Consider the following 22,381-nt stretch of genomic DNA (forward strand, 5'->3'; position numbering starts at 1 on the left):
CTGTTCTAGTCTGTCCTCGTGGACTTTGAGGACTCAGCAGTGGAGGGAAAGGCCCGTGCCGAGGCACGGGCCTTTCTCGATCAACACGCCGAACTGAAGCGCGGCGACGATCGGGATTGGTCCCGATGGGGTGCCACCACCGATCCCGAGCGGGCCGCCGAATATCGGCGCCGCTGTCGCGAGTGGCAGACCACCCTGTACGACAATGGCTGGGCCGGCATCACGTGGCCCAAAGAGTGGGGTGGCCGTGGCGGCACCCGCACCGAGCAGATCATCTTCGGTCAGGAGGCGGCCCGATACGACGTGACGCCAGGGTTCATCGGTGCCGCCCAGGCGCTGGTGGGCCCCACGCTGATCAAGTGGGGCAGCGAGGCGCAGAAGGAGCGCTACGTTCGCCCGCTGTTGCGCGGCGATGAGGTGTGGTGCCAGTTGTTTAGCGAACCCGGTGCGGGATCGGACCTGTCAAACCTGGCCGCCCGGGCGGTGGCTGCCGACCACCCGGCTGATGGCTGGGTGGTGGACGGCCAGAAGGTGTGGACCTCCAGCGCCCAACATGCCGATTTCGGCATCCTCTTGGCCCGCACGGACCCGGACGTCCCCAAGCACCATGGCATCAGCTTCTTCATCGTCGACATGGCCACGCCCGGCATTGATGTGCGGCCACTGATTCAGGCGCAGGGCGTGGCCCACTTCAACGAGGTGTTCCTCGACTCGGTTCTGGTACCGGCCGAGAACCTGGTGGGGGAGTTGGGCAATGGGTGGAAGGTGGCTCGCACCACCTTGGGTAACGAGTCGCAGATGATCTCGGGAGGAGGCCAGGCCAACACCTTCCCCAATGTGCTCGCCACGGCACGTCGGGTTGGCCGCACCGATGATCCAACGGTGCGCCAGGAACTGGCCAGGGTGTGGGGCAACGAGGCGATCCTGAAATACCTGCAGCTCCGCCTACAGAGCGCCATCGCCCACGAGCGATGGGACCAGATGCTGCACGGCTCGTTGCTGAAGAACGCATTCACACGGGCGCTCTCACACCGTACGACGCTTGCTGTCGATCTGGAAGGTGCCGAGGGCATGCTGTGGGACGACGCCGAGGGTGGCGGGTTCTGGCAGTACCAATGCCTCAACCAGTTCGCTGCCCGCATCGGAGGCGGCACCGAAGAGGTGCACCGCAACAACCTGTCCGAGCAGGCGCTCGGCCTGCCCCGGGAACAGCGAAGCGACCTCGACCTACCGTGGTCCCAGACCAAGAAGTGACAGTCCCAGACCAAGAGGTGACAGTCCCAGACCAAGAGCGGCGGTCGACCGGCTCGGCCCGGCCGACGGTGGATGATCCGACGAATCCGAAATCGTGAGGGGAACCGACATGGGAATGCTGGACGGCAAGCGTGCGCTGGTCACCGGTGTGGGGCCCGGCCTGGGCACCGAGGTGGCGCTGGCGTTGGCCCGGGAGGGCGCCGACGTGGCCCTGGTGGCCCGGTCCGAGCGAGTGACCCCCGAGGTTGCGGCACAGATCGAGGCGATGGGCCGCCGTGCACCGGTGATCGTCGCCAATATTGCCGACGGCGAAGATGTCGCACGTATGGTCTCTGAGGTTGGCGAGGTGTTCGACGGTCGGGTCGACATCCTGATCAACTCGGCGTTTCGCAGCGGGGACTTCACCACGTTCGCCGACGCAGACCTGGACAAGTGGCGCAAGATCACCGAGGTCAACCTGTGGGGCGGCCTGGCGGTGACGCAGAAGATGCTGCCGCTGCTCGACGCCGCCGTGGACGAGTTCGATGATGCCCGCATCGTCATGGTGAACACCATGTCGATCCAACACATCCAGTCGGGCTCGGGGGCCTACGTGGCGTCCAAGGGCGGGCTTGCCGGGGCCACGCAGGTGATGGCGCGTGAACTTGGCCCTCGTGGCATCCGGGTGAACTCGGTGCATCCGGGCTACATCTATGGCGACTCGGTGCGGATCTATTTCGAGATGCAGGCCGAGGCACGCGGGGAGGGAATCACCCCGGAGGACGTGTATGCCGAGGTGGCCTCCGAGACGGCGCTTGGTTATCTGCCGACCCCCGTCGAGATCGCCGGCACCGTCGTGTTTCTGGCCTCGCCGATGGCCAGGCCCATCACCGGCGCCGCCATTCCGGTCAACTGCGGCCACTGGATCCCCGGCCTCGCTTGAGATTTCAGGAACTCGCCCAGTCGGACTTGAGTGCCAGCAAGCTGAGAAACGCGCACATCGCTGCGTCGCTCTTGTTTGAGCCGATCGCTTTGATGGCTCGCTTCGAAGTCTCAAGCGCTTCAGCGAGGCGCTTGGCATCGAATGCGTCGGCGTGGTCGTAGTCAGCTGAGTGCCGCTGTTCCTGCAAGTCCACGAACGCTTGAGCCACGCTTCGCACTGCCTGGCTCTTCATCGCCTGATTGGAGAGTGGTTGCGGGTGGAGCCCCTTCCCTGAGGGCAGCTTCTGACAGGTGGCCTTGATGGTCGAGTGGCTCGGCGTTCGACGAAATCGCTGGACGGCGGCTGGGTCCACCTTGCGGAGAGCCTGTTGGGCAACCGCCTGAGTGAGCCGGTGAAAGAGTGCGTAGTAGGCATCCGAGACTCCCCGGCGGAGGTCGGCCTGTCTAGGCGCTCCAGCCCTGCTTGGCTGCGACTTCTCGGCCCGATTGAGCAGATGTTGGACCGAGATGTCAGGCATCGACACCCTGTGGAGTGTCGCTGTCGACGAAGTGGATGTAGGCAGGGCGATCACCGTTGAGTTCCACGAGTGCCTGGCGCACTCGATCCCTCGCATCGATCATCTCTGAGACCCCAGGGTCACCCTGGACCGGAATTTCGATAAAGAGCGCTAGCTCATCGGTTGAGTCGGTTGTCCACCTATACCGGACGCCAACGTGAGGTAGCGGTTTGATTGCTTCGTCGACCCGGTCCCAGGTGGCATAGAAGTACGACTCCATCGGGCCGACGATCTCCGCGTCCGAGTTGAGCACGTCATCATTGAGAGGCAGAACGTCAAGGATGATGGGCACATTGAGAGCTTACGGCGCTGGACCTCCTCGTGGTTGTCGAATCGGATCGGCACGGCAGTCGGGCGTAACCTGACGGGTCGTCAGTTCTCGGCAACAACACCTTGGAGCGTGCGGAAATGTCAGGTATTTGCGAAGGACGAGTAGTTGTGGTGACCGGTGCGGGTCGTGGCCTCGGCCGTGCCCACGCGCTGGAGTTCGCCCGTCAGGGCGCGGCCGTCGTGGTGAACGACGTCGGTGTCGCTCAAGATGGGTCCGACCCCAGCGCCACGCCCGCCCAAGAGGTGGTCGACGAGATCGTCGCCGCCGGCGGCAAGGCGGCGCCGAGCACCGACGACATCGCCGACTGGGACGGCGCCGCGTCGCTGATCAACACCGCGGTCGAGACGTTTGGTGGCCTCGACACGCTGGTGAACAACGCCGGCATCGTGCGGGACCGGATGTTCGTGTCGGCCGAGCCGGACGAGTGGGACGCAGTGATGCACGTGCACCTGCGGGGCCACTTCGCGCCGGCGCGGCACGCCGTGAACTATTGGCGGGCACAGGCGAAGGAAGGCAACCAACGCCAGGCGCGCATCATCAATACATCCTCAGGCGCCGGGCTGATGGGGTCGATCGCGCAGGCCGCCTACTCTGCGGCCAAGGCGGGCATCGCCACCCTCACCCTGGTGCAGGCCGCCGAGCTGGGTCGCTACGGCATCACCTCGAATGCGTTGGCCCCATCGGCGCGAACCCGCATGACCGAGGAGGCGTTCCCCGAGATGATGGCCCGCCCCGAGGGTGATGAGTTTGATGCCATGGATCCCGCCAACGTGTCCCCCCTGGTGGCATGGCTGGGCTCCGACCTGTCGGGCGACGTCACCGGCCGGGTGTTCGAGGCCGAGGGCGGCAAGATCGGTATTGCCGAGGGCTGGCGCCACGGCCCGTCGGAGGACAAGGGCGCCCGCTGGGAGGCGGCCGAGTTGAGCGACGTGGTCGGGCGACTCATCGATGCTGCTGAGACGCCGACGCCGGTGTACGGCGCGGGGTAGCCCCGGAGCCGGATCAGCGGCGCCCGAACGACCTGGCGTGCGGCCCGCGGCCGATGGTGAGGAAGCCGTCCACCGCGCCAATTGAGAGGACGGAGTTGCGGCTGCCGATCGACAGTATCGAGCGGAACGAACCGATCGACAGGATCGAGCCAAACGATCCGATGGCACCCAGGGAGCCGATCGACCCTGCAGAGAGGGCGCTGGCGATCGACCCGGCCGACCTCGTGGATGCGATGGATCCCACCGAACCGGTGGCGGCGATCGAGCCCGCAGACCCCACCGACGCGATCGATCCGTGGGAGGACTCGACACGTTCGTCGTTCAATCGATCGCCCTGGTCGGGCCGGACGCCGGCGGTGTCGACACCTTCGTAGTCGTACACCTCGGCGGATTCGCCCCCACTGCCGCCCTGGTCGCTCTCCTCGTCGCCATCCCCGTCAACCGGCGACGGAAGACCGAGCGAGTGCAACGTGGCCCCCTGAGCGTCGGGCTCGGCGGCGGAGTCCCCGAGTTCCCGCAACACCAACTCGACCACTTCGGCGTCCAGCACATCATCCGGGTTGGGATCCACTGCGTAGTCCCCAGGGTGAGAGCGGGACGGATGGCCGGCTCGGGCGTCATCGGGCAAGCCGGGCTTGTCTGAGTGCTTGGTCACGAACCCTCCCGTTCTGGTGGCGTGGCCGGTTCAGGGGTCACGTCGGCTGGATGCGTCTCTCAGAGCATCTTTGCCGATCCGGCCCCACCCGTGTCGACCAAATCGATGGTTTCCCTGACCGGGCGTTGCAGACGTGGCCATGAGACATCGGGGGCTTCGACCCGCCGGCCGGCGTCGACGATTTCAGCCCCGTTTGAACCATCGTCGCTTGGAGGTTTCGGCGCCGAGGAGCTCGGCGGCCCACTCGGGGTCGTGGGTGGCGATCAGATTGAGCACCTCGGCTGGGCGAGGGTTCACCAGAAAGTCACCGCCAAAGCCAACGGTGGGCACGGTCTCGTTGCCCCCGGCAGCAGAACGCACGGTGTCGGCTGCGCGCTGATCATCCCAAATGTTGAAGGGCAACATCTCGATGCCCGCCCGGGCGAGCCCGTGCTTCAGGGACATGCAGAACGGGCAGCCGGGCCGCCAGTAGAACTCGACGAATCGCTCGGTGTCATCGACCTCGGCGGGATCCTGCGACTGGGCTTCTGCGTGCGGGGGATGGTGATCGCTCATAGGAGGGGTCCTTGGGGGAGGGGAGGTGCAGGCCGTCATCGTCGGGATGCGGCAGCCTGCTGGTATCAACGCAACCCCAACGCTCGGCACATCATTCCCAGGATCGGCCCGTCACAGTGGTGGGGGATGGGCTAGAAAATGAATCCGGCCAACCGAGGGGGACCATGGCTGACGGAACGATCGACGCCGAGCGGGTGGGCGGCGCCGCCAAGCTGTCGACGGACAAGATCACCACCACCACCCGGGATCCCAATGAGTTGGGGCGGCGCATCGGGGCGTGGATGACGGCGTGGCTGCCACAGGGCACCACCGCCGAGGTGTACGACGTCGCAAAGCCCGAAGGTAACGGCATGTCGTCGGAGACCCTGCTGTACAGCGCCCGGTGGATTGAGGACGGCACGCCGGTGCAACGACGCTTTGTTGCGCGCATCGAACCGGAACTCGACAAGGTTCCCATCTTCCCCAGCTACGACCTGCGGTTGCAGTTTGACGTGATGGCGTTGGTGGGAGCGGCCACCGAAGCGCCGGTGCCGGAGGTGCTGTGGTTCGAAGCGGACGGCGCCGTGATCGGCGCGCCTTTTTTTGTCATGGCCCGCTCCGAAGGGGAGGTGCCGCCCGACGTGATGCCCTACACCTTCCCGGACAGCTGTTGGCTGAGCCATGCGTCGACGGCAGACCAAATGCGGTTGCAATGCTCGGCGGTGGAGGCGTTGGTGGGCATCCACCAGGTGACCCCGGAAGTTCACGACCTCGACTTCCTGGTGCCGGATCAGCCAGGTGCCACGTCGCTTGAACGGCACCTGGGGGGATGGGAGGACTACCTGGAATGGGCCACCGCCGACGATCGTTCACCCCTGCTGGACGAGTGCTTCGCCTGGCTTCGGGCCAACCTGCCGGAGGAGGGAGGCGACACCGGCGCGCCCCGGCTGAGCTGGGGCGACGCCCGCATCGGCAACATGATGTTTGTCGACTTTGAGGTGGCGGCGGTGCTCGACTGGGAGATGGCGTCTGTAGCGCCGCCCGAGGTGGATCTTGGCTGGATGGTGTACCTGCACCGGTTCTTTCAGGACATCACCACCGACCTTGGCGCTGACGGCATGGCCGAGTTCATGCGCCCGGTGGACGTTGTGAGCACCTACGAGGCCGCTTCGGGGCGACGCGTGGGCGATCTCCGTTGGCACATTGCCTACGCGGCCATGCGCCACGGTGTCATCATGCGGCGGGTCACCGAGCGCGGCGTGCTGTTTGGCGAGGCGGAGCGTCCCGCCGATGCCGACGACATGATCATCCATCGGGCAACCCTCTCCGGCATGCTCGATGGGACCTACTGGCAAACGCTCGCGCTGTAGCACGCAAGCGGCGCAGAGGCGCCGAGGTGGCGGGAGGCCATAGGGTGCCCGGCCATGGACGGCAACGAGGCCTTTCGCCTCACCGCCACCAGTCACGGCGCCGGTTGAGCGTGCAAGCTGGGCCCCGAGGCCCTGGCGCAGGTACTGCGCCACTTGCCGACACCCGACGATCCCGACCTGGTGGTTGGCATCGATCATGGCGACGACGCCCTCGTGTGGCGCCGGCCGGACGGACGCGCCCTGGTCTCCACGGTGGACTTCTTCGCGCCGCTGGTCGACGATCCCGCCACCTGGGGGCGAATCGCGGCGGCCAACGCAGTGTCCGACGTGTACGCCATGGGTGCCGAGCCGCTGTTTGCCGTCAATATCGTGGGCTGGCCCGCCGACCTCGATCCTGAACTCCTGGGGCAGGTGATGGCCGGCGGGTCGGCGACGGCGGCCGAGGGAGGGTGGGTGGTGGCGGGCGGCCACACCATCGATGCACCCGAGCCGTTCTACGGCCAGGCGGTCACCGGTGAGCTGAATCTGAACGACCTCATGACCAACGATGCGGCTGCGCCCGGTGACGCGTTGGTGTTGACCAAACCCCTGGGCACTGGCCTGGTGGCCACCGCCATCAAACGACTCGAGGTGGCCGACGCTGCACCGGCCGGACGGATCGGACCGCTGGTTGCGGAGGCGATCGCCGAGATGTCCCGGCTGAACCGCGATGCGGCGCTGGTGGCTCGCCGAGCGGGGGCGCGGGCTGCCACCGACGTCACCGGCTTTGGGCTCGCCGGCCACCTCCACAAGATGATGGTGGCCTCCGGCGCAGCTGCCGTACTGCATTGGGCCGACCTGCCCCTGCTGGATGGAGTGACGCGGCTCGTGCCCGAGTTTCAGCCGGGAGGCACTGGACGAAACCTGGGCTGGGTGGGGGATGCGTTGCACGTGGAGGGCTCCGCCCGGGAGGCCGGTGCCAGGCGGGCACTGCTTGGTGACCCCCAAACCTCCGGGGGGTTGTTGGTGTCGTTGCCGCCGGCCCGGGCGGCGGCGATGGTGGTCGAACTGGTGGCCTCCGGCCATCGTGCGGCCGTGATCGGTGGGGTGGTTGAAGCTGGGGCGCTGGAGGCCGAGGGTGGCGCCGTGGCGGGTTCGGTCAGGGTTCTCGATGGGTGATGTCGGCTCCTGAGCGTGGCGTCAGGTACGGCCGGCGGCGCGGGTTGCCCCGGTAGCCTCACCCCCGTGCTTCCCCTCAGGCTGACCTCATCCCGCCGCGTTCGAGTTGCAGGCGCGGCGCTTGTTTCCATTGTGATGCTGGCCGGTTGCGCCAACGACGGCGACACCGGCACGGCCGGTGGTTCGGGCAACGATGCCGCCGGCGAGGGGGCAACGACCAGCACCGTCGCAAAGGACCCGGTGCTGCTGGAGATCGAGAAACGGGGCGCACCCAAGGTTGAAGTTCCCGATCAGCCCGCCACCAAGCTGGAGGTGACCGATCTGGTCGAGGGTACCGGCGACGAGGTGGGTGCCGGTGCCACCGTCACGGCCCACTACACCGGCGTCGGTCAGGCATCGGGCAAACAGTTCGACTCTTCGTGGGATCGCGGCGAACCATCAGCCTTCTCGCTCAACGAGGTGATCCCCGGCTGGGGTCAGGGCCTGGTGGGCATGAAGGTCGGTGGGCGCCGACGGTTGGTGATTCCTGGGGACCTGGCTTACGGCGACACGCCCCCCAGCCCCGACATCAAGGCCGGAGAGACCCTGGTTTTCGATGTCGACCTGGTGGGCATCGATGAAGCCGGCCCCAAGGTCGATCAAAAGGCCCAGGCCGCTGTGGAGAAGCGGGGTGAGCCGACGGTGACGGTGCCCAAGGAGTTGCCGGTCGAACTGATGGTGACCGACGACGTGGTGGGTACAGGTGATGAGGTGAAGGCGGGAGACAAGGTCACCGTGGCCTACGTCGGCGTCGGCGCCTCAACCGGCAAGCCGTTCGACTCGTCGTGGGTACGTGGTGCACCGGTTACCTTCACCCTCAACGAGGTGATCCCCGGCTGGGGCCAGGGCCTGGTGGGCATGAAGGTCGGTGGGCGTCGCACGCTGGTGATCCCACCCGAGCTCGCCTACGGCGATACGCCCCCGAGCGATGACATCAAGCCCGGCGAGACGCTGGTGTTCGTGGTCGACCTGGTGGGCATCGGCTGAGGTTTGGTGATCCTGCCCGCTTGGGAAGCCTGATCGTGGGTCAGGGCGTGCCGGCGTGGGGCACGCCGACGGTTGCGGTCAGCAGCACCCCCTCGTTGGCCTCGCTGCGCAGTTGCTCGAAGAAGTCGGGGGCGGCGCAGATCAGCAGCGTGGTGCCGTCGTCACCACCGAGCATGCAGGCGAACGCCCCCAGGCCCTCCGGCATGGCGATCTCGTCGGTGATCTCGCCGCCCTCGGCCACCCGCACGCAGCGGGCGCCAATGGCGTCGGCAAACCAGATCTGACCTTCGGCGTCAAGGCAGCACCCGTCGGGGCCGACGGTGACCATGCCGATGGTGTCCTCGAACGAACCCAGGGCCGGGGTGGGCGCCAGCTCAGCCCATACCCGCCGGTCCGACAGGGTGCCGTCCGGCTGGATGGTGAAAGCGCTGTAGCGGCAGCCCATGGTTTCCCCGACGATCAGGGTGGAGCCGTCAGGGGTGATCACCGACCCATTGGGGAACATCAGTTCAGCGGCGGCCACGCTGAGGGTGCCGTCGGGATCCACCCGGATCAATGGGCTGGCAACCGGCGTTTCACCGCCCATCAGGTCGAATCCGAAACCGCCCACCCAGGCCCGGCCGTTGTCGTCGACCACCATGTCGTTGGCCATGCCGGTGATCAAACCTGACAGGTCGGCGTGGGTGACCAGCGTGCCGTCCGTCTCCTGACGCAGCACCCGCTGGTCCTTCATCGACACCACCAGCAGGCGCCCGTCGGGCAGCCAGCCGAGGCCGGATGGCTGGGTGTCGACCTCCAACACCTGGGTCTCTGTTCCATCGGGGGCGATGGTGAACACGCCGTGTCGGTAGAAGTCGGACACCCACCAGGCGCCGTCGTGCCACCGGGGGCCCTCGAAGAACTTGCCGCCGGTGGTCAGGGTGCTGAGTTCATGTGCCATCGGCCCACGCTAATGGGGGCGCTAGAATCTCGTACCTGCGAGGTACGCGGTTCCGCCGCGTTCACCACCCCAAAGATGATCAGGAACCCGACGCTGCCCATGGTCGAGATGCTGGCCAGGTCGAGGACGTTGGCCAACACGAGAGTGGCGGCGGCCGGGATGAAGAGTCCAATCAGCGGCCGGTGCCAGATCGGCTTATCCAGACGTTCGGGCAGTTCCCCTTGCGGGCGATCGTGTTGCTGAGTCGCTCGGTGCCGTACAAGGTGGCATTGATCGCCGAGGCCGTAGAGAGCATGGCCGCGATCGCAATCATCTTAAAACCGACCCCGCCGAGTGCAGGCCGTGCGGCGATGGCGAGCGCGTAGTCCCGGGCCTGCACCAACTGGGCCACCGGTACCGATCCCACCGAAACCACCGCCATGAGCAGGTACAGCACGATCACGAACAACACCGAGATGTAGTAGGCCTGCGGCAGCGTGCGGCCCGGATCAGCGACATCCTCGGCCGCGTTGGCGATGAGCTCGAATCCCTCATAGGCCAGGAACACGATCATCCCGCCGGCCACGAGCGACACCGGAGAACTCCACTGCCCTGGCGCCAGCCGCGATGCCGCGATGCCGAGATGCCCACCGCCACGAAGAGCACCAGGATGACGAGCTTGATCACCACCACGATCCGTTCGGCGCGGGCCACCGTCGACGCTGCCGCGACGTTCAGCAGCGTGATGAGGACTATTGCGGCACTCAGAAACAGGTGTTTCGTGCCGGCTCGGATCCCGTGGGGCAGCAGGCTCGCCGCAGAGCCGCCGAACGCCTCGTTGACGAAGGTGACCGTGCCGCCTTTGCGTGGGTACGACTTCTACAGCAGCGCATAGGGCCGTGCCGTCAGCAGAGCCACGCCGCCGGCCACGAGGAACGCGATCGGCGCACCGCCACTGGTGATCTGCACGGACAACCCGAGCACCGCGGAGATCCCCCCACCGACCATCCCACCGACGCCGATGGATACGACGCCCCAGAGCCCGACCTGACGAGACGTGGCACCCTGCTCCGTGATGCGGCGAGGGTGCCAGCGATCTGGTCGAGAGTCCCCCGAGTGGTGTGCCCGCTGGGGCTCCGGCCGTCATGCGACCCGCCTGCCGATCGCGCGTGTTGGGTCGGAGGTACTGTGGCTTGGCCGGGCAAGATCAAGTGATCTTCGTGCGGGCGATCGAACGGTGTTGCTCCGGACCTCGGTGACCCGCATCCCAAGCGGAAGCGAGGCAGCATGTCGAACCACGACGGCGGTGCAGGCGAGTCGGCGGGGCAAGGGCGTGGCGTCACCACCTGGCAGCCATCCCGGAGGCCATGCGGAACCGCATGGACGCGTACTGGCGGGCGGCGAACGGATCGACACGCAAAGCCCTCGGGTTCGTTCCGTTGGCGCCATCGACGATCGGGACGTTCCTCCGCTCGTTCAAGTTCGGTCATGTCCGCCAGCTCGACGCGGTGAACAGCCGCCTGTTGGCCAACGCGTGGGCTGCGGGTGCCGGACCGAAACCGGACGAGGAGTTGGTGGTCGATCTCGACTCGACCGTCACCGAGGTCTACGGCAAACAAAAGCAGGGCGCCTCCTACGGCTACACCGGTGTGTTGGGCTATCACCCGCTGATCGCCACCCGTGCCGGCACCGGTGAGGTCCTTGGATCGAGGATGCGTAAAGGCGCCGCCGGGTCCTCCCGTGGGGTTCTCCGGTTCATCGGCGAGGTCCTCGCCACGATCGGCCGGGCCGGGGTGTGCGGGCCGGTCACGGTCCGGGCCGATTCGGGGTTCTGGTCCTGGAAACTCATCGACAAACTCACCAAGGCCGGTGTTGGCTGGTCGATCACGGTCCGCCTTGTCCCCAAAATCAAGACAACGATCGCTGCGATCCCTGAAGAGGCTTGGACCACGATCGACTACACCCGTGGCGGTCACGCCCAGGTCGCCGAAACGATCTACACCACCGGGAAAGGCAAACAGGTCCGCCACGTCCGGCTGGTCGTGCGCCGCACCCGACTCGCTGACACCGCCCAGGCTGCGATGTGGCCAACCTGGCGCCACCACGCGTTCATCTGCAACAACGCCCTCACCACCGTCGAAGCCGACCGGTTCCACCGCAACCACACTGTCGTCGAGCTCGCCATCCGCGAACTCAAAGACAACGGACTCGAACACTGCCCATCAGGCAGCTTTGCTGCCAACGGGGCCTGGCTCGCATGCGCCGTCCTCGCACACAACCTCACCCGCTGGACAGGGATCATCGGTCTCGACGGCCCAATCCGAACCGCACGCACCATCCGCAACCGGATCATCGCCCTCGCCGGTGCTCTCGTGAACCGATCCGGCACCCCCACCCTCCGGCTCCCCACCGACTGGCCATGGGCCCACCAATTCCACGCTGCGCTCACCACGATCAGAGCACTCCCCACCGCCGGACCACCCTGACCCACGGGCCCGGTGGGATGCGCCCCACACACCGACCACCCGTGCGCTCACAACCCAGCCCGGTGCCACGAACCCCTTGGTCCCACGCGCCCCAAATCCAGACCAACAGGCCCAACACCGGGCCGACGACCCCACCCAACTCGAACATCCCTCACTACCCTCGGTCAAGAATCCGATCGGTGGATTCAGGTTAAGTAACCCGGTGACCCGGCGCTGCTATTCCTTTGGAGGCTTGCCATCCAGCGAACAGCGGCATCGACCCCAGGGTGCGAGGCGGCGGCGCGGACCGTACCGGCCTTCGTGTCGACTGAGAGGAGCTACGCCTTCCTCACCTTGTCGGCAATGATCATGATGTTGCGACCGTTCACCTTGCCTTCGATCGGGTGGTCACCCGCAACCAGGCGTATCGACTTGATTTTGGTCCCGATCTTCACCCCGCCCGACTTCCCGTTGAGCTTCAACTCCTTGATGACGACCACGTCGTCGCCAGCGACCAACACGGCGCCGTTGACGTCGCGCACCTCGTGCACCTCGTCAGAAAGCTCGGGCAACCAGGCGTGGCCACAGGCGGCACACTCAAAACCATCCTCGGCGATGAGTGGTTCGGGCGTGGTGCAGATCGGGCATTGAGGAGCTTCGGTCACTTCAACTTTCTAGCCGCAGGACGGAGCTGTTTGCCTGGCAATGTTTCGTCACCTTCATGCCGTGCCACGGTCACGTCCGGTTGGTCTTGGTGAGGGCTAAGTAGTGTCGGGCTCGGTACTCGGCAGCTCCTTCTGCGATGAACGCTGCGGCAAGACGAAGGCACATCCCGGTCGATGACCCAGGGGGGCTCTTCGTAGGCAATGGGTGGCCGGCCAGCCGTCTCGATGTTGTGACACGGTCACCCTCACTGTTATCGCCTACACGATGAGGTGAGAATACTCTCGCACCAGGGAAGGTGATCGTTCGATGGTCGCATCCGGCGTTTGCGAGGACCGCACACGCGAGCCAGGCCTCGTCGGCGGCGAACAGCCCGGAGGGGCAGTGTTCGAGCCCGTTGTCTTCCCACCGGCCACTCCGGCCTGGATCGCTCACTTACATTCGCATGCATGGCGTATACTCTCTGTATGACGCAGACCTTGAGCTTCCGAGCTGACCCCTCGCTCGCCGGGGAACTCGATGCTGCTGCGGCCGAGGCAGGTGTTCCGCGGAGTGAATTGCTGAACCAGGCCATCCGTGAGTTTCTCTACCGCCTTCGATGCGAGCGCGACGCCGAGCGCTACGCATTGCACCCGCTCACGCCAACAGAGACAGCGGCTTGGCCAAACGAAGCGTGGCCAGACGATGACACCGACTGGACCGAAGTGTTCCACCAATGAAGCGGGGCGAGATCTGGTTTGCCGATGTGGGTCGAGGTGGAGAACGTCCCGTTCTCGTCCTCACCCGCGATCCAGTCGCCGACCGCATTGGCGCAGTCGTGGTGGCCCATCTGACGACGACGATTCGCGGCCTGACGTCGGAACTCCGGCTGGGCCCCGTCGACGGACTCAAACGGGACTGCGTCGTCTCCTTCGACAACCTCCACACGCTACCGAAATCGTCGTTTCGTCGACGCGTCGCAGTCTTACGCCCAACGCGACTCGACGACGCCTGCGACCGACTGGCCGACGCACTCGGCTGCGGCAACCGCTGATCATCAGACCAGGGGCTTCTTTCTCGGCGATCTCGGCCGGTTCGACAAGCGCATCATGTTCGAGTAGTCAGGGACATCGCCCCTGCATGCCACCGGGTTCTTCCCGGAGTCGTTGACGATTCGACAGATCTCGGTTGGTGCCCATGCCTGGGGTCAAATCGCAGCGATGGAGTGACAACTTCTGGCGCTCAGTGTCCGGTGTCTCGATGAGCGGGCAGAACTCGCTACAGATGAAGAGAATACCGCTGAAGGATCACGATCGGTCGTGCCCAGCGGGATGCCGGGCCGTCACCATCCGTAGTCCCAGCTCGGCCACAACGTCGATTCCGCTACCCGCAGGGTGGCGTCCCGGACGTCGGGTCCAACTGGATCGAGGGCACCGTCGAGCACTTCGACCGCCTGACTCGAAGCTTCGTCGTCGACCGCCACTCGAACGACCGCGTCCTCGACCAAGTCGACCTCGGCGTAGACCGGATACATGTACTTGACCATCACGGTCATTTTCCCTCCTCGAGTTCGATCTCAGATGTTTCCTCGAGAACGGTCCAGCCTAGAGGATCTTCGATCGAGGCAATCGCCCCGCACATACCGGTCCACCGGCAACCCAGCTTCGAGCCCAGATGCAAGTGAACGTCATTGGAGCACCGCCGCTCCGCGTCACCGTGGCCGAAGTGGGACTGCGGGAGCCTGGTACGGCACCTGTTGTGTCGGAGGGGGGACTTGAACTCCCGCAGTGGTCGTGATGCCCAGTGCCACTCAGTTGCCATTTGTCCTGCAATTGCAGGGGATCTGGCCCTAGAACCCGGGACCACCCAATGCGCTGAATCTCACTCGCATCTCGGCCGTTGGCGTCTCCTGAACCCGCGGGATGGTGCGCGCTAGACACTTGAGGTGCTCCACGTTGAAGGTCTTCGCAAGTCCTACGGGGATCATGTGGCGTTGGCCGGAGTGGATCTGCACGTCGAGGCCGGTGAGATCTGCGGCGTTTTGGGCCCCAACGGCGCAGGGAAGACCACCCTGGTGTCGGTGATCTGCGGGCTGCTCCGGCCAGACTCGGGCAGCATTCGGGTGGGCCCCCACGATGCCCTCCGCAACAGCAACCAGGCCCGACAACTGATCGGCCTGGCTCCGCAGGAGACCGGGATCTATCCGTCGCTGTCGGTGCGGGACAACCTCCGGTTTGCAGGTCAGTTGGTTGGTCTGTGGGGGAAGGCGCTCGGTGGTCGAATCGCCGAGGTCGCCGAGGCGTTTGAGATGGATGACAAGCTCGATCGGCAGGCACACGGGATGTCCGGTGGCGAGCAGCGCCGCCTGCACACGGCCATGGCCATCCTGCACCGACCGCCGCTGCTGTTGTTGGACGAACCCACCACCGGCGTGGATGTCGGCTCACGCGTTCGGCTGCTCGGCACCATCAAAGCGCTGGCGGCCGAGTGGGGCAGCGCTGTGTGTTACTCCACGCACTACCTGCCGGAGGTGGAGGCGCTGGAGGCCAGCGTCGCCATCCTCGACGAAGGCCGGGTGATCGCTCGGGGTGACCCCACCCAGTTGATCGCCGGGCAGGCCGAAGCCGCCATCGAACTGCGCTTCGACGGTGAGGCGCCTGCATCGGTTGGCGGTCTGGAGTGCGTCCGGCAGGGGACGGTGCTGGTTGTCTCCACCCCCAATCCCGCCGGCGAGTTGCCTGGGGTCATGGCCGCCCTCGGGGACGACGTGGCGCGTCTGGAATCGGTGGAGTTGCTCCGGCCCAACCTGGAGAGCCTGTTTCTGGCGCTGACCGGACGTCGCTACGACGTCGAGGGCATCGAAGTGGGCGAGGTCGTCGGGGCCGCCGAAGGGGTCACCTCAGGCTCGGGGCCGGTGCCTGAGAAGGAACGACCATGACCGAGCACGTCAACCCGGCCGGCGACGTGACAACACCCGGGGTGGTTCGTGGCCGAACGGAGCGGCCCGGCGCCGCAGTTGCCGGCCGTGGCTCCTTGGGCCGGATCTGGGCGGTCACCCTGCAGGATCTTCGCATGGTGAAGGCCGACCCGAGCTTCCTCATCATCATGGTGCTGATGCCCCTGGTTGCCATGGCCTTCCTCAAGGGGGCGTTCGCCCCGGCGATGGCCCAGCTGGGGGTGCCCAACGCCAACGGCTCCGAACAGGTGGTGCCCGGCACCGCGGTGACGTTCTCGTTCTTTCTCGTGGGGAACGTCGGGTTTGTGATCTTTCGCGAGCATGGCTGGCACACCTGGGTGCGGTTGCGGGCCTCGCCGGCGTCAACCTCTGAGATCCTGGCGGGCAAGATCCTGACGCCGGTGCTGTCGTCGGTGCTGCAACTGACGGTCTTGTTCGGCGTGGGCGCACCGCTGTACGGCCTGACCGTGCAGGGGTCGGTATGGGCGCTCATCCCCGTGTCGTTGGCACTGGCGGTGTGCCTCACCATGCTGGGCCTTGCGCTGGCCGCAGTGTGTCGCACCGTGATGCAACTGAACTCGATCGTCAACGTGGGCACGATACTGATGGGCGGCCTGGGTGGGGCGCTGACACCCTTGGCGACCCTGCCGGGCTGGGCACAGGCCATCGCGCCGGCGGTGCCCAGCTACTGGGCCATGAAGGGATACCAGGCGGTGATCATCGGCGGCGGAGGTGTGGGCGACGTGACGTCGTCGGTGGGAATGCTCCTGGTGTTCTCGGTGGTGTTCGGCGTGATCGCCCGGATCTTCTTTCGGGTCGATGATGCCAAGGTGTTTATGGCGTAGCGATGCCGATGGGCGCTCTGGTTCGAGCGCCTTTACAACAACAGGTTGCCGCCGTCGACCGGCAGGCTGACGCCGGTGATACCACGCGCCTCATCGCTGCACAGCCACAGCACAGCGTTGGCGATGTCGGCCGATTCCAACCACGGTAGATCCAATGCCTGCATGGGGTTGAGCACGTCGGCCACGTCCTCGAACGTTGGGTTTTCGAGGTCACCGCGCATCACGCCCGTGAAGTACTCGTTCTCGATCATCGGCGTGCGCACCGACGACGGGTGAACACTGTTGACCCGAATGTTGTTTGGCGACAGTTCGAGCGCCATCGTCTTCATCAGACCGGTCACGCCGTGCTTCGAGGCGACGTAGGGCGCCGACACCCACATGCCTTTCAGCCCGGCGATCGACGAGGTCACCACGACCGAGCCGCCCCGGTCGGCCTCGATGATGGCGGGGGCGGCCGCACGCACGGTCTTCCAGACGCCGGTCAGGTTGGTGCCGACGATCTCGTCCCAGGCCGCTTCCGACAGTTCGGTGAACAGCGAGGTGGCCATCACCCCGGCGTTGGCCACCACCATGTCAAGGCGTCCGAACCGTTCGAGTCCCTCGGCGACAGCGCCCTCCAACGCCGCCAGGTCCCGCACGTCGGCGACTCGGGAAACCATGGCGCCCCCCACCTGCTCCACCTGGGCCACCGTGGTGGCAAGGTCCTCGGGGGTGGCCATCGGGTAGGGGATCGATTCGAGCTGGGCGGCCAGGTCGACGCCGATGACGTTGGCGCCTTCGGCGGCAAAGCGGACTGCGGCCTCGCGGCCCTGCCCCCGGGCGGCGCCGGTGATCAACACCACCTTGTCTTCGAATCGGCGGCGGCCCTGCTCCGTGGGTACGGATGCTGTGGTCATGGTTGGTCCCCTTGTTGGATGTCGGCGGATGTGCCGATGTGGTCAGGACACCTCGGCCCGGGTTGGATCGTCGACGTTCTCGGGGCGCCGCAGCGTGTGGGGCGCCGAAGCGTCGGGAACCCGGTGTACCGGCTGCAGGTCGGCACCCGGCCGAACGCTGGGCACCAGGTCGTCGGTGTCGATCTGCACGTCGAGTGAGTCGTCGGCCCATGCCTCGGTGACCCCGACCACCGTGGTGATGGTGGCGAAACCCTCCAGCAACAGCGCCACGTCGGTATCCGGGGGCGGTACTGCGTCGCTGGGTCGCAGCTCGAACTGTTGCCGGTCGTTGTCGTCGGTGGTGATCGCTGCACGCATGGTGCCAAACGGGGCAAGGCGGGCCCAGCGCACACCGTGGCAGTCGTCCAGGTCGCACGCCGGCGCGTTCAGGTTCAACACGGTGCGGCTGGGCGCTTCGATCAGCAGGTCCAACATCTCTACCGCCAACGCCGCGGCGGTCGACCAGTACCAGGGGTGGTCGTCGGCGGTCTCGGCGGCGCTGACCGCCAATCCCGACAGCCCAAAGTTCTGCCCCGCCAGCGCGGCGCCAACCGTGCCCGAGTGCAGGACGGCCCGACCGGTGTTGGCCCCGGCATTGATTCCCGACACGATCAGGTCGGGTGGCGGCCCGAAAGCGCCGAGCCGGGCCACCACCACCGTGTAGGCGGGGGCACCGGCCACGGCGTAGGCCTCGACGTGCTCGGCTCCGTCGATGGTCACCCGTTCGGATCGGATCTCCCCCAGGTTCACGTAGCTGTCACTGGAGTTGGCCAGCGACGTGCCGGCGCCGCTCCAATCGCTGTCGGGGGCGATCACCACGATCTCGTGATCGGTGTCGGCCAGATGCCGCACCAGTTCTTGAAGGCCCTCAGAGGAGATGCCGTCGTCGTTGGTTACCTGAATGCGCACGTCAGCACCGTAGCCAAATGTGTGGTTGATCGGGCGCCGTCACCATCGGGGCCGGAACTTCGACGGGCCCGAACGCAGTTGCGTCCGGGCCCGTCGAAGCGTGAAACCTTCAACCCTCAGGCGAGGGAACTCAGCCGTGGATCAGCTTCGCCTTCGCAGCGGCGAACTCGGCGTCGTCGAGCTTGCCGCTGTTGTGCAGGTCGGCCAACTTGGTCAACTCCTCGGCGGTTCCACCGGTTCCGCTCGTACCGGCGGCGTCACGGATGTAGGCCTGCATCGCCTCCTGGTTGTCCTCGGCCGCCTTGACCTGGCGTTGGGCCATGCCCGATCCGTTGAAGATCAGGTAGGCGAAAACCCCGAGATAGGGCAGGAAGATGATCAGCACCGACCACAGAGCCTTGGCGACCCCGGACTTGTCACTGCGGATGATGTCACCGAAGATCTGGAAGATGAGCATGATCCAGATGAAAAACAGGAAGAACCAGATGATGGACCAGAGGACCTGACCGGTTCCGAACTCGGCTGCGAGTTGCAAGGCAACCCCTTTCGTTGTTGGCGGCACCGCCGCTGTGGGACCTGCCTTCGGTCGAAGGCGGCGATGGAATCTAGCGCAACCCTTCTTCCAGGTGGACAGGGCGGGACTCGACCCGTCGGGCTGATTGCGGCGGCACCCTCCGGCTACCCCAACTCGGCGGAAACCCAGTGGACGACCCGCCGGTACACGGAGGCCTTGAAGTAGACCACCCGGTCGACCAGCGCATCGGGTTCGGCCCATCGCCACGACGCAAACTCGGCATCGACCGCAGCCTCCAGGTCGGGCTCGGCATCGCCGACCGTTCGGGCCAAAAACCAGCGTTGGATCTGGCCCAGGTGGCTTCCGGGGTTGGTGCCGGGAAACGCATACGGCAGCCACTCGTCCAGTTCGCTCACCCACTCCACCTGCCCCTCACCCAAAGCGGTCTCCTCGGCCAGTTCCCGGCGGGCCGCAGCCTCGGGGCGCTCGTTGCGGTTGATGCCGCCCTGAGGAAACTGCCAACTGTCGGGGTGATCGGTCCGTTCGAACCACGCCACACGTCCGTCGCTGCGAGCCACCACGATGCCGACGTTTGCCCGGAAGGTTGCTGCCTTTGCCACGCCGGCGACCGTATCGGAGCGGCGCGCCCCTCAAGGTGGCGGGTGCCTCAGCCTGGAGGCGGCAGGTAGGGTCCGATGACGCCGATCCGGGAGCGCACATGGTTGCCACCACGTTCATTTCACCGAGTGGGACGTCGGTGGTGGACGCCACCTGGGTCGATGGTTCGCCCGAGCTGGACCTGGCGGCGTTGCGCCAGGCCACCGGCTGGGAGTTGAACGAGTCCGGGTTCTGCCGGGGCGATCTGTGTGTACCCAACCGCTCCGGCGTCGGGGCCAACGGGCGCGTGGGGCCACACGGCGTGGCAGCGGCGCTCGATGCGCCGGTCATCATCGATGCCGAGGCGCAGGCCGTGGTGATGGGCGAGCAGCGTTCGCAGCGGGCGCTTGCGTTGCAAGGAGCCCAGCTGCCGCCCTTCGAACTGCCCGACCTGGGCGGCACGCCGACGCCTTCGTCGACGTGGGCAAACAAGAAGAAGGTGTTGGTGGTCTTTGCCAGTTGGTGAGGCTGTCGATACGACCTGCCAGGTTGGCAGGCACTGCAGAACGAACTGGGTGACGACAACGTGGTGTTCGTCGCCGTGGCCCTCGACGACTCGGCCGAAGACGTGGCCGAGTTCGCGACCGACATCGAACTACCCGTCTTGTTGGACCGTCATCACGTGCTCAGCGAAACGCTTGCCGTGTCCAACGTGCCCACCGTGGTGTGGGTGGACGAGGCCGACCGCATCGTGGTGCCCAACTGGGTTGCGTTCTCCAACGATCTGTTCACCGACTTTCACGGCATGAAATCGGGTCCGGCGCTCGATGCGATCCGCGGCTGGGTGACCAGGGGTGACGTTCCCGAGGAACTGGCGGTGGATCCAGCGACGATTGGTGATCTCAGCGCCGATGAGGAGGCTGCCCGGCTGTGGTTTCGTCTCGCCGTGCACCTGCGGGATTTGGGTGACGACGAGGGTGCCTCACAACGCTTCGCACGCGCCGGCGCGCTGGCTCCGTTCGACTTCACCATTCGTCGAGCGGCGATGCCACTGGTGGGTGACGACCCGTTTGGTCAGCCATTCTTCGACCTGTACGGCCAGTGGGAGGGGGCGGGCAGCCCCTACCACGGCATCCGCCCGGCGCAGCCCAACTGAGCAGGAGCGAGGCCCGACCGGGCACAATCGGCGAGGCCTGACAAAGACGGTGCATCATCGTGGCAGACTTGCCACCTTGATCGCCCGATGACCCTGGCGATCCGATGGCACGACCATTTTGGGGAGTATCGATGACAGAAGTCAGCACTGAGCAGGGCGTCCTCCGGGGCAGCGCCACCGATCACGGAACGAAGTTTCTCGGTATCCCCTATGCGGCGCCCCCGGTGGGAGCGCTTCGCTTTCGGCCGCCGGCGCCTCCGACGGGTTGGGACGGTGTCCGCGATGCCGCCGAGTTCGGGCCCATCGCCCCGCAAAACCCGTCGATGATGGATGCGATCACCGGCGCCCAACCGGAGGCGCAGGGTGAGGACTGCCTGTACCTCAACGTCTGGACCCCGGACGTTGCCGGGTCGGCGCCGGTGATGGTGTGGATCCACGGCGGTGGCTTTCAGATCGGCTCGGGCTCGTCGCCCATCTACAACGGAGAGGCCTTCGCCCGCGACGGTGTGGTGCTGGTCAGCCTCAACTACCGCTTGGGTGAGCTGGGTTTCATGGAACTGGGCGCCATCGATCCGGGCTACGCGGGCAGCGGTAACAACGGTTTGCGCGACCAGATCGCAGCGCTCGAATGGGTGCGCGACAACATTGCGACGTTTGGAGGAGACCCCGCCAACGTCACCGTGTTTGGCGAGTCGGCCGGCTCGATGTCGGTCAGCCTGCTGTTGGCCTCCGATGCCGTGAGCGGTCTGTTCCATCGGGCGATCTGCGAATCCGGTGGCGTGAACGCAGCCTCCGATCCCGACGCGGCCCACACGTTGGCGGCCCAGTACCTGGCCGGTTCGGGTGTGGACGACGTGGCCGGGTTGGTGGCGCTGTCCGTCGAGGAACTGCTTGGGGTCCAGTCGAAGGTGCTCATGGAACGCTTCGCAGACGTGGAGGCAACGATCGAGGCGGGAGGTGACCCGCTGACCTTTCTGCCGTTCCGGCCCGTGACCGACGGCGACCTGGTTCCCCACGACCCGCTGGCCACCATTGCAAACGGCTCGGCCACCGGCATCGACGTTTTGGTGGGGTACAACGCCGAGGAGTGGAACCTGTTTGCGCTCATGGACGCCTCGGCCATCGACGACGCGGCATTGGAGCGACGCCTCGAGTTGGTGAGCGGCAACGGTGCGCCCTTGGCCAGTGCCTATCGAACGGTCAACCCGGACGCTTCGGCCAAGGACCTGCTGAACTTCGCGTTTACCGACCTGCTGTTTCGTCGTCCGGCCGCCCAGGTGTTGGCCGCTCAGGAAGGCCACGGAGCCACCTTCGCCTACCGGTTTTCGTGGCAGAGCCCGTCGATGGGCGGCATGTTGGGTGCGGCGCATGCCATGGAATTGCCGTTCGTGTTCGATCTGGCCCACGCGCCCGGCATTGACGTGCTGGTGGGCCCGGACGCCCCGCAGGTGTTGTCCAACGCGGTGCACGGCGCATGGGTGGCCTTCGCCAAGTCCGGCACGGCGACGCTGCCGGACGGCCCGGAGTGGAGCGAGTGGCGCAGCGATGCACCCAACACCATGGACCTCAACGAACTGTGCCGGCCGATCTTCGATGTCCATGACGTCGTCGACGCGGCGTGGGAGGGCTGATCCTGTCACCCCGGGCT

26 protein-coding genes are annotated in these 22,381 nt (G+C 66.1%); 14 read left to right on the top strand and 12 right to left on the bottom strand.

Features of this window, described 5'->3' with window-relative positions:
• The first annotated feature begins 18 nt into the window (after nt 1-18).
• Nucleotides 19-1,254: an acyl-CoA dehydrogenase family protein gene (locus tag MPARV_RS0113325; RefSeq protein ID WP_012228011.1), complete on the top strand. Its 1,236-nt coding sequence runs from the start codon at nt 19-21 to the stop codon at nt 1,252-1,254.
• A gap of 109 nt (nt 1,255-1,363) precedes the next feature.
• Entirely contained in the window at nt 1,364-2,176 is an 813-nt protein-coding gene (locus MPARV_RS0113330) for an SDR family oxidoreductase (RefSeq protein ID WP_012228013.1), read from the top strand.
• Between the two features lie 4 nt (nt 2,177-2,180).
• Here MPARV_RS0113330 and MPARV_RS0113335 read toward each other — a convergent pair whose 3' ends face one another.
• Nucleotides 2,181-2,693, bottom strand: coding sequence for a hypothetical protein (locus tag MPARV_RS0113335; protein ID WP_020378624.1), 513 nt, complete (start codon nt 2,691-2,693; stop codon nt 2,181-2,183).
• Nucleotides 2,686-3,024: a hypothetical protein gene (locus tag MPARV_RS0113340; protein ID WP_012228017.1), complete on the bottom strand. Its 339-nt coding sequence runs from the start codon at nt 3,022-3,024 to the stop codon at nt 2,686-2,688. Before MPARV_RS0113340 ends, MPARV_RS0113335 begins: the two co-directional genes overlap by 8 nt.
• Before the next feature lie 116 nt (nt 3,025-3,140).
• On the opposite strand from MPARV_RS0113340, the gene MPARV_RS0113345 reads away from it, so the two are divergent.
• Nucleotides 3,141-4,052 carry an SDR family oxidoreductase gene (locus MPARV_RS0113345; protein WP_031278592.1) on the top strand — a complete coding sequence of 304 codons (912 nt, stop codon included), beginning with the start codon at nt 3,141-3,143 and terminating at the stop codon, nt 4,050-4,052.
• 13 nt (nt 4,053-4,065) lie between these two features.
• Here the strand turns inward: MPARV_RS0113345 and MPARV_RS25385 are convergent, their stop codons facing one another.
• Both MPARV_RS25385 and MPARV_RS0113355 read right to left on the bottom strand, forming a co-directional pair.
• The gene (locus MPARV_RS25385; protein ID WP_020378626.1) at nt 4,066-4,707 is read right to left on the bottom strand and encodes a hypothetical protein; all 642 of its coding nucleotides are present in this window, start codon (nt 4,705-4,707) and stop codon (nt 4,066-4,068) included.
• 183 nt (nt 4,708-4,890) lie between these two features.
• On the bottom strand, nt 4,891-5,262 hold the full coding sequence (locus MPARV_RS0113355; RefSeq protein WP_012228023.1) for a glutaredoxin domain-containing protein: 372 nt from the start codon (nt 5,260-5,262) through the stop codon (nt 4,891-4,893).
• A gap of 164 nt (nt 5,263-5,426) precedes the next feature.
• On the opposite strand from MPARV_RS0113355, the gene MPARV_RS0113360 reads away from it, so the two are divergent.
• From MPARV_RS0113360 to MPARV_RS0113370, 3 genes are all read left to right on the top strand, one after another.
• Complete coding sequence (locus tag MPARV_RS0113360; RefSeq protein ID WP_020378627.1) at nt 5,427-6,611, top strand: phosphotransferase family protein; 1,185 nt, start codon at nt 5,427-5,429, stop codon at nt 6,609-6,611.
• A gap of 54 nt (nt 6,612-6,665) precedes the next feature.
• Complete coding sequence (selD, locus tag MPARV_RS21375; RefSeq protein ID WP_081582308.1) at nt 6,666-7,769, top strand: selenide, water dikinase SelD; 1,104 nt, start codon at nt 6,666-6,668, stop codon at nt 7,767-7,769.
• Nucleotides 7,770-7,835: 66 nt separating this feature from the next.
• Complete coding sequence (locus tag MPARV_RS0113370) at nt 7,836-8,795, top strand: FKBP-type peptidyl-prolyl cis-trans isomerase (protein WP_202948840.1); 960 nt, start codon at nt 7,836-7,838, stop codon at nt 8,793-8,795.
• A gap of 40 nt (nt 8,796-8,835) precedes the next feature.
• Here the strand turns inward: MPARV_RS0113370 and MPARV_RS0113375 are convergent, their stop codons facing one another.
• On the bottom strand, nt 8,836-9,735 hold the full coding sequence (locus MPARV_RS0113375; protein WP_020378630.1) for an SMP-30/gluconolactonase/LRE family protein: 900 nt from the start codon (nt 9,733-9,735) through the stop codon (nt 8,836-8,838).
• 172 nt (nt 9,736-9,907) lie between these two features.
• Nucleotides 9,908-10,309, bottom strand: a complete 402-nt coding sequence (locus MPARV_RS25390; RefSeq protein WP_202948841.1) for an amino acid permease — start codon at nt 10,307-10,309, stop codon at nt 9,908-9,910.
• A gap of 772 nt (nt 10,310-11,081) precedes the next feature.
• Between MPARV_RS25390 and MPARV_RS0113385 the strand changes: the two genes are divergently transcribed.
• The gene (locus MPARV_RS0113385; RefSeq protein ID WP_020378631.1) at nt 11,082-12,200 is read left to right on the top strand and encodes an IS1380 family transposase; all 1,119 of its coding nucleotides are present in this window, start codon (nt 11,082-11,084) and stop codon (nt 12,198-12,200) included.
• Nucleotides 12,201-12,517: 317 nt separating this feature from the next.
• On the opposite strand, the gene MPARV_RS0113390 is transcribed toward MPARV_RS0113385, so the two are convergent.
• Nucleotides 12,518-12,844, bottom strand: a complete 327-nt coding sequence (locus tag MPARV_RS0113390; protein ID WP_012228034.1) for an alkylphosphonate utilization protein — start codon at nt 12,842-12,844, stop codon at nt 12,518-12,520.
• 465 nt (nt 12,845-13,309) lie between these two features.
• On the opposite strand from MPARV_RS0113390, the gene MPARV_RS0113395 reads away from it, so the two are divergent.
• The gene (locus MPARV_RS0113395; RefSeq protein ID WP_012228038.1) at nt 13,310-13,561 is read left to right on the top strand and encodes a ribbon-helix-helix domain-containing protein; all 252 of its coding nucleotides are present in this window, start codon (nt 13,310-13,312) and stop codon (nt 13,559-13,561) included.
• On the top strand, nt 13,558-13,875 hold the full coding sequence (locus MPARV_RS0113400; protein ID WP_020378632.1) for a type II toxin-antitoxin system PemK/MazF family toxin: 318 nt from the start codon (nt 13,558-13,560) through the stop codon (nt 13,873-13,875). Before MPARV_RS0113395 ends, MPARV_RS0113400 begins: the two co-directional genes overlap by 4 nt.
• Before the next feature lie 288 nt (nt 13,876-14,163).
• On the opposite strand, the gene MPARV_RS0113405 is transcribed toward MPARV_RS0113400, so the two are convergent.
• Nucleotides 14,164-14,376, bottom strand: a complete 213-nt coding sequence (locus MPARV_RS0113405; protein ID WP_020378633.1) for a hypothetical protein — start codon at nt 14,374-14,376, stop codon at nt 14,164-14,166.
• Nucleotides 14,377-14,766: 390 nt separating this feature from the next.
• On the opposite strand from MPARV_RS0113405, the gene MPARV_RS0113410 reads away from it, so the two are divergent.
• Nucleotides 14,767-15,759 carry an ABC transporter ATP-binding protein gene (locus MPARV_RS0113410; RefSeq protein WP_012228046.1) on the top strand — a complete coding sequence of 331 codons (993 nt, stop codon included), beginning with the start codon at nt 14,767-14,769 and terminating at the stop codon, nt 15,757-15,759.
• Nucleotides 15,756-16,622 (top strand): ABC transporter permease, encoded by an 867-nt coding sequence (locus MPARV_RS0113415; protein WP_012228048.1) that lies wholly within the window; start codon nt 15,756-15,758, stop codon nt 16,620-16,622. Before MPARV_RS0113410 ends, MPARV_RS0113415 begins: the two co-directional genes overlap by 4 nt.
• A gap of 32 nt (nt 16,623-16,654) precedes the next feature.
• Here the strand turns inward: MPARV_RS0113415 and MPARV_RS0113420 are convergent, their stop codons facing one another.
• From MPARV_RS0113420 to MPARV_RS0113435, 4 genes are all read right to left on the bottom strand, one after another.
• Nucleotides 16,655-17,518 carry a mycofactocin-coupled SDR family oxidoreductase gene (locus tag MPARV_RS0113420; RefSeq protein WP_020378634.1) on the bottom strand — a complete coding sequence of 288 codons (864 nt, stop codon included), beginning with the start codon at nt 17,516-17,518 and terminating at the stop codon, nt 16,655-16,657.
• 42 nt (nt 17,519-17,560) lie between these two features.
• Nucleotides 17,561-18,466, bottom strand: a complete 906-nt coding sequence (gene surE, locus MPARV_RS0113425; RefSeq protein ID WP_012228052.1) for a 5'/3'-nucleotidase SurE — start codon at nt 18,464-18,466, stop codon at nt 17,561-17,563.
• Nucleotides 18,467-18,596: 130 nt separating this feature from the next.
• Nucleotides 18,597-19,001, bottom strand: a complete 405-nt coding sequence (locus MPARV_RS0113430; RefSeq protein ID WP_012228054.1) for an SHOCT domain-containing protein — start codon at nt 18,999-19,001, stop codon at nt 18,597-18,599.
• Nucleotides 19,002-19,144: 143 nt separating this feature from the next.
• Nucleotides 19,145-19,600, bottom strand: coding sequence for an RNA pyrophosphohydrolase (locus MPARV_RS0113435; RefSeq protein WP_020378635.1), 456 nt, complete (start codon nt 19,598-19,600; stop codon nt 19,145-19,147).
• Between the two features lie 98 nt (nt 19,601-19,698).
• Between MPARV_RS0113435 and MPARV_RS0113440 the strand changes: the two genes are divergently transcribed.
• The 3 genes from MPARV_RS0113440 to MPARV_RS0113450 all read left to right on the top strand — a co-directional run bounded on the left by MPARV_RS0113440 (nt 19,699) and on the right by MPARV_RS0113450 (nt 22,364).
• On the top strand, nt 19,699-20,103 hold the full coding sequence (locus tag MPARV_RS0113440; RefSeq protein WP_020378636.1) for a hypothetical protein: 405 nt from the start codon (nt 19,699-19,701) through the stop codon (nt 20,101-20,103).
• A gap of 60 nt (nt 20,104-20,163) precedes the next feature.
• Entirely contained in the window at nt 20,164-20,733 is a 570-nt protein-coding gene (locus tag MPARV_RS0113445) for a TlpA family protein disulfide reductase (protein ID WP_012228063.1), read from the top strand.
• 131 nt (nt 20,734-20,864) lie between these two features.
• Nucleotides 20,865-22,364, top strand: coding sequence for a carboxylesterase/lipase family protein (locus MPARV_RS0113450; RefSeq protein WP_012228065.1), 1,500 nt, complete (start codon nt 20,865-20,867; stop codon nt 22,362-22,364).
• Nucleotides 22,365-22,381: the final 17 nt, after the last annotated feature.

Source organism: Candidatus Microthrix parvicella Bio17-1, assembly GCF_000299415.1.
Taxonomy (GTDB): Bacteria; Actinomycetota; Acidimicrobiia; order Acidimicrobiales; family Microtrichaceae; genus Microthrix; species Microthrix parvicella.

Coding starts and splice junctions, on each gene's coding strand:
- MPARV_RS0113330 (WP_012228013.1), top strand. CDS start 1,364: ATGGGAATGCTGGACGGCAAGCGTGCGCTGGTCACCGGTGTGGGGCCC.
- MPARV_RS0113335 (WP_020378624.1), bottom strand. CDS start 2,693: ATGCCTGACATCTCGGTCCAACATCTGCTCAATCGGGCCGAGAAGTCG.
- MPARV_RS0113345 (WP_031278592.1), top strand. CDS start 3,141: ATGTCAGGTATTTGCGAAGGACGAGTAGTTGTGGTGACCGGTGCGGGT.
- MPARV_RS0113355 (WP_012228023.1), bottom strand. CDS start 5,262: ATGAGCGATCACCATCCCCCGCACGCAGAAGCCCAGTCGCAGGATCCC.
- MPARV_RS0113360 (WP_020378627.1), top strand. CDS start 5,427: ATGGCTGACGGAACGATCGACGCCGAGCGGGTGGGCGGCGCCGCCAAG.
- MPARV_RS0113375 (WP_020378630.1), bottom strand. CDS start 9,735: ATGGCACATGAACTCAGCACCCTGACCACCGGCGGCAAGTTCTTCGAG.
- MPARV_RS0113385 (WP_020378631.1), top strand. CDS start 11,082: ATGCGGAACCGCATGGACGCGTACTGGCGGGCGGCGAACGGATCGACA.
- MPARV_RS0113395 (WP_012228038.1), top strand. CDS start 13,310: ATGACGCAGACCTTGAGCTTCCGAGCTGACCCCTCGCTCGCCGGGGAA.
- MPARV_RS0113400 (WP_020378632.1), top strand. CDS start 13,558: ATGAAGCGGGGCGAGATCTGGTTTGCCGATGTGGGTCGAGGTGGAGAA.
- MPARV_RS0113405 (WP_020378633.1), bottom strand. CDS start 14,376: ATGACCGTGATGGTCAAGTACATGTATCCGGTCTACGCCGAGGTCGAC.
- MPARV_RS0113415 (WP_012228048.1), top strand. CDS start 15,756: ATGACCGAGCACGTCAACCCGGCCGGCGACGTGACAACACCCGGGGTG.
- MPARV_RS0113420 (WP_020378634.1), bottom strand. CDS start 17,518: ATGACCACAGCATCCGTACCCACGGAGCAGGGCCGCCGCCGATTCGAA.
- MPARV_RS0113440 (WP_020378636.1), top strand. CDS start 19,699: ATGGTTGCCACCACGTTCATTTCACCGAGTGGGACGTCGGTGGTGGAC.
- MPARV_RS0113450 (WP_012228065.1), top strand. CDS start 20,865: ATGACAGAAGTCAGCACTGAGCAGGGCGTCCTCCGGGGCAGCGCCACC.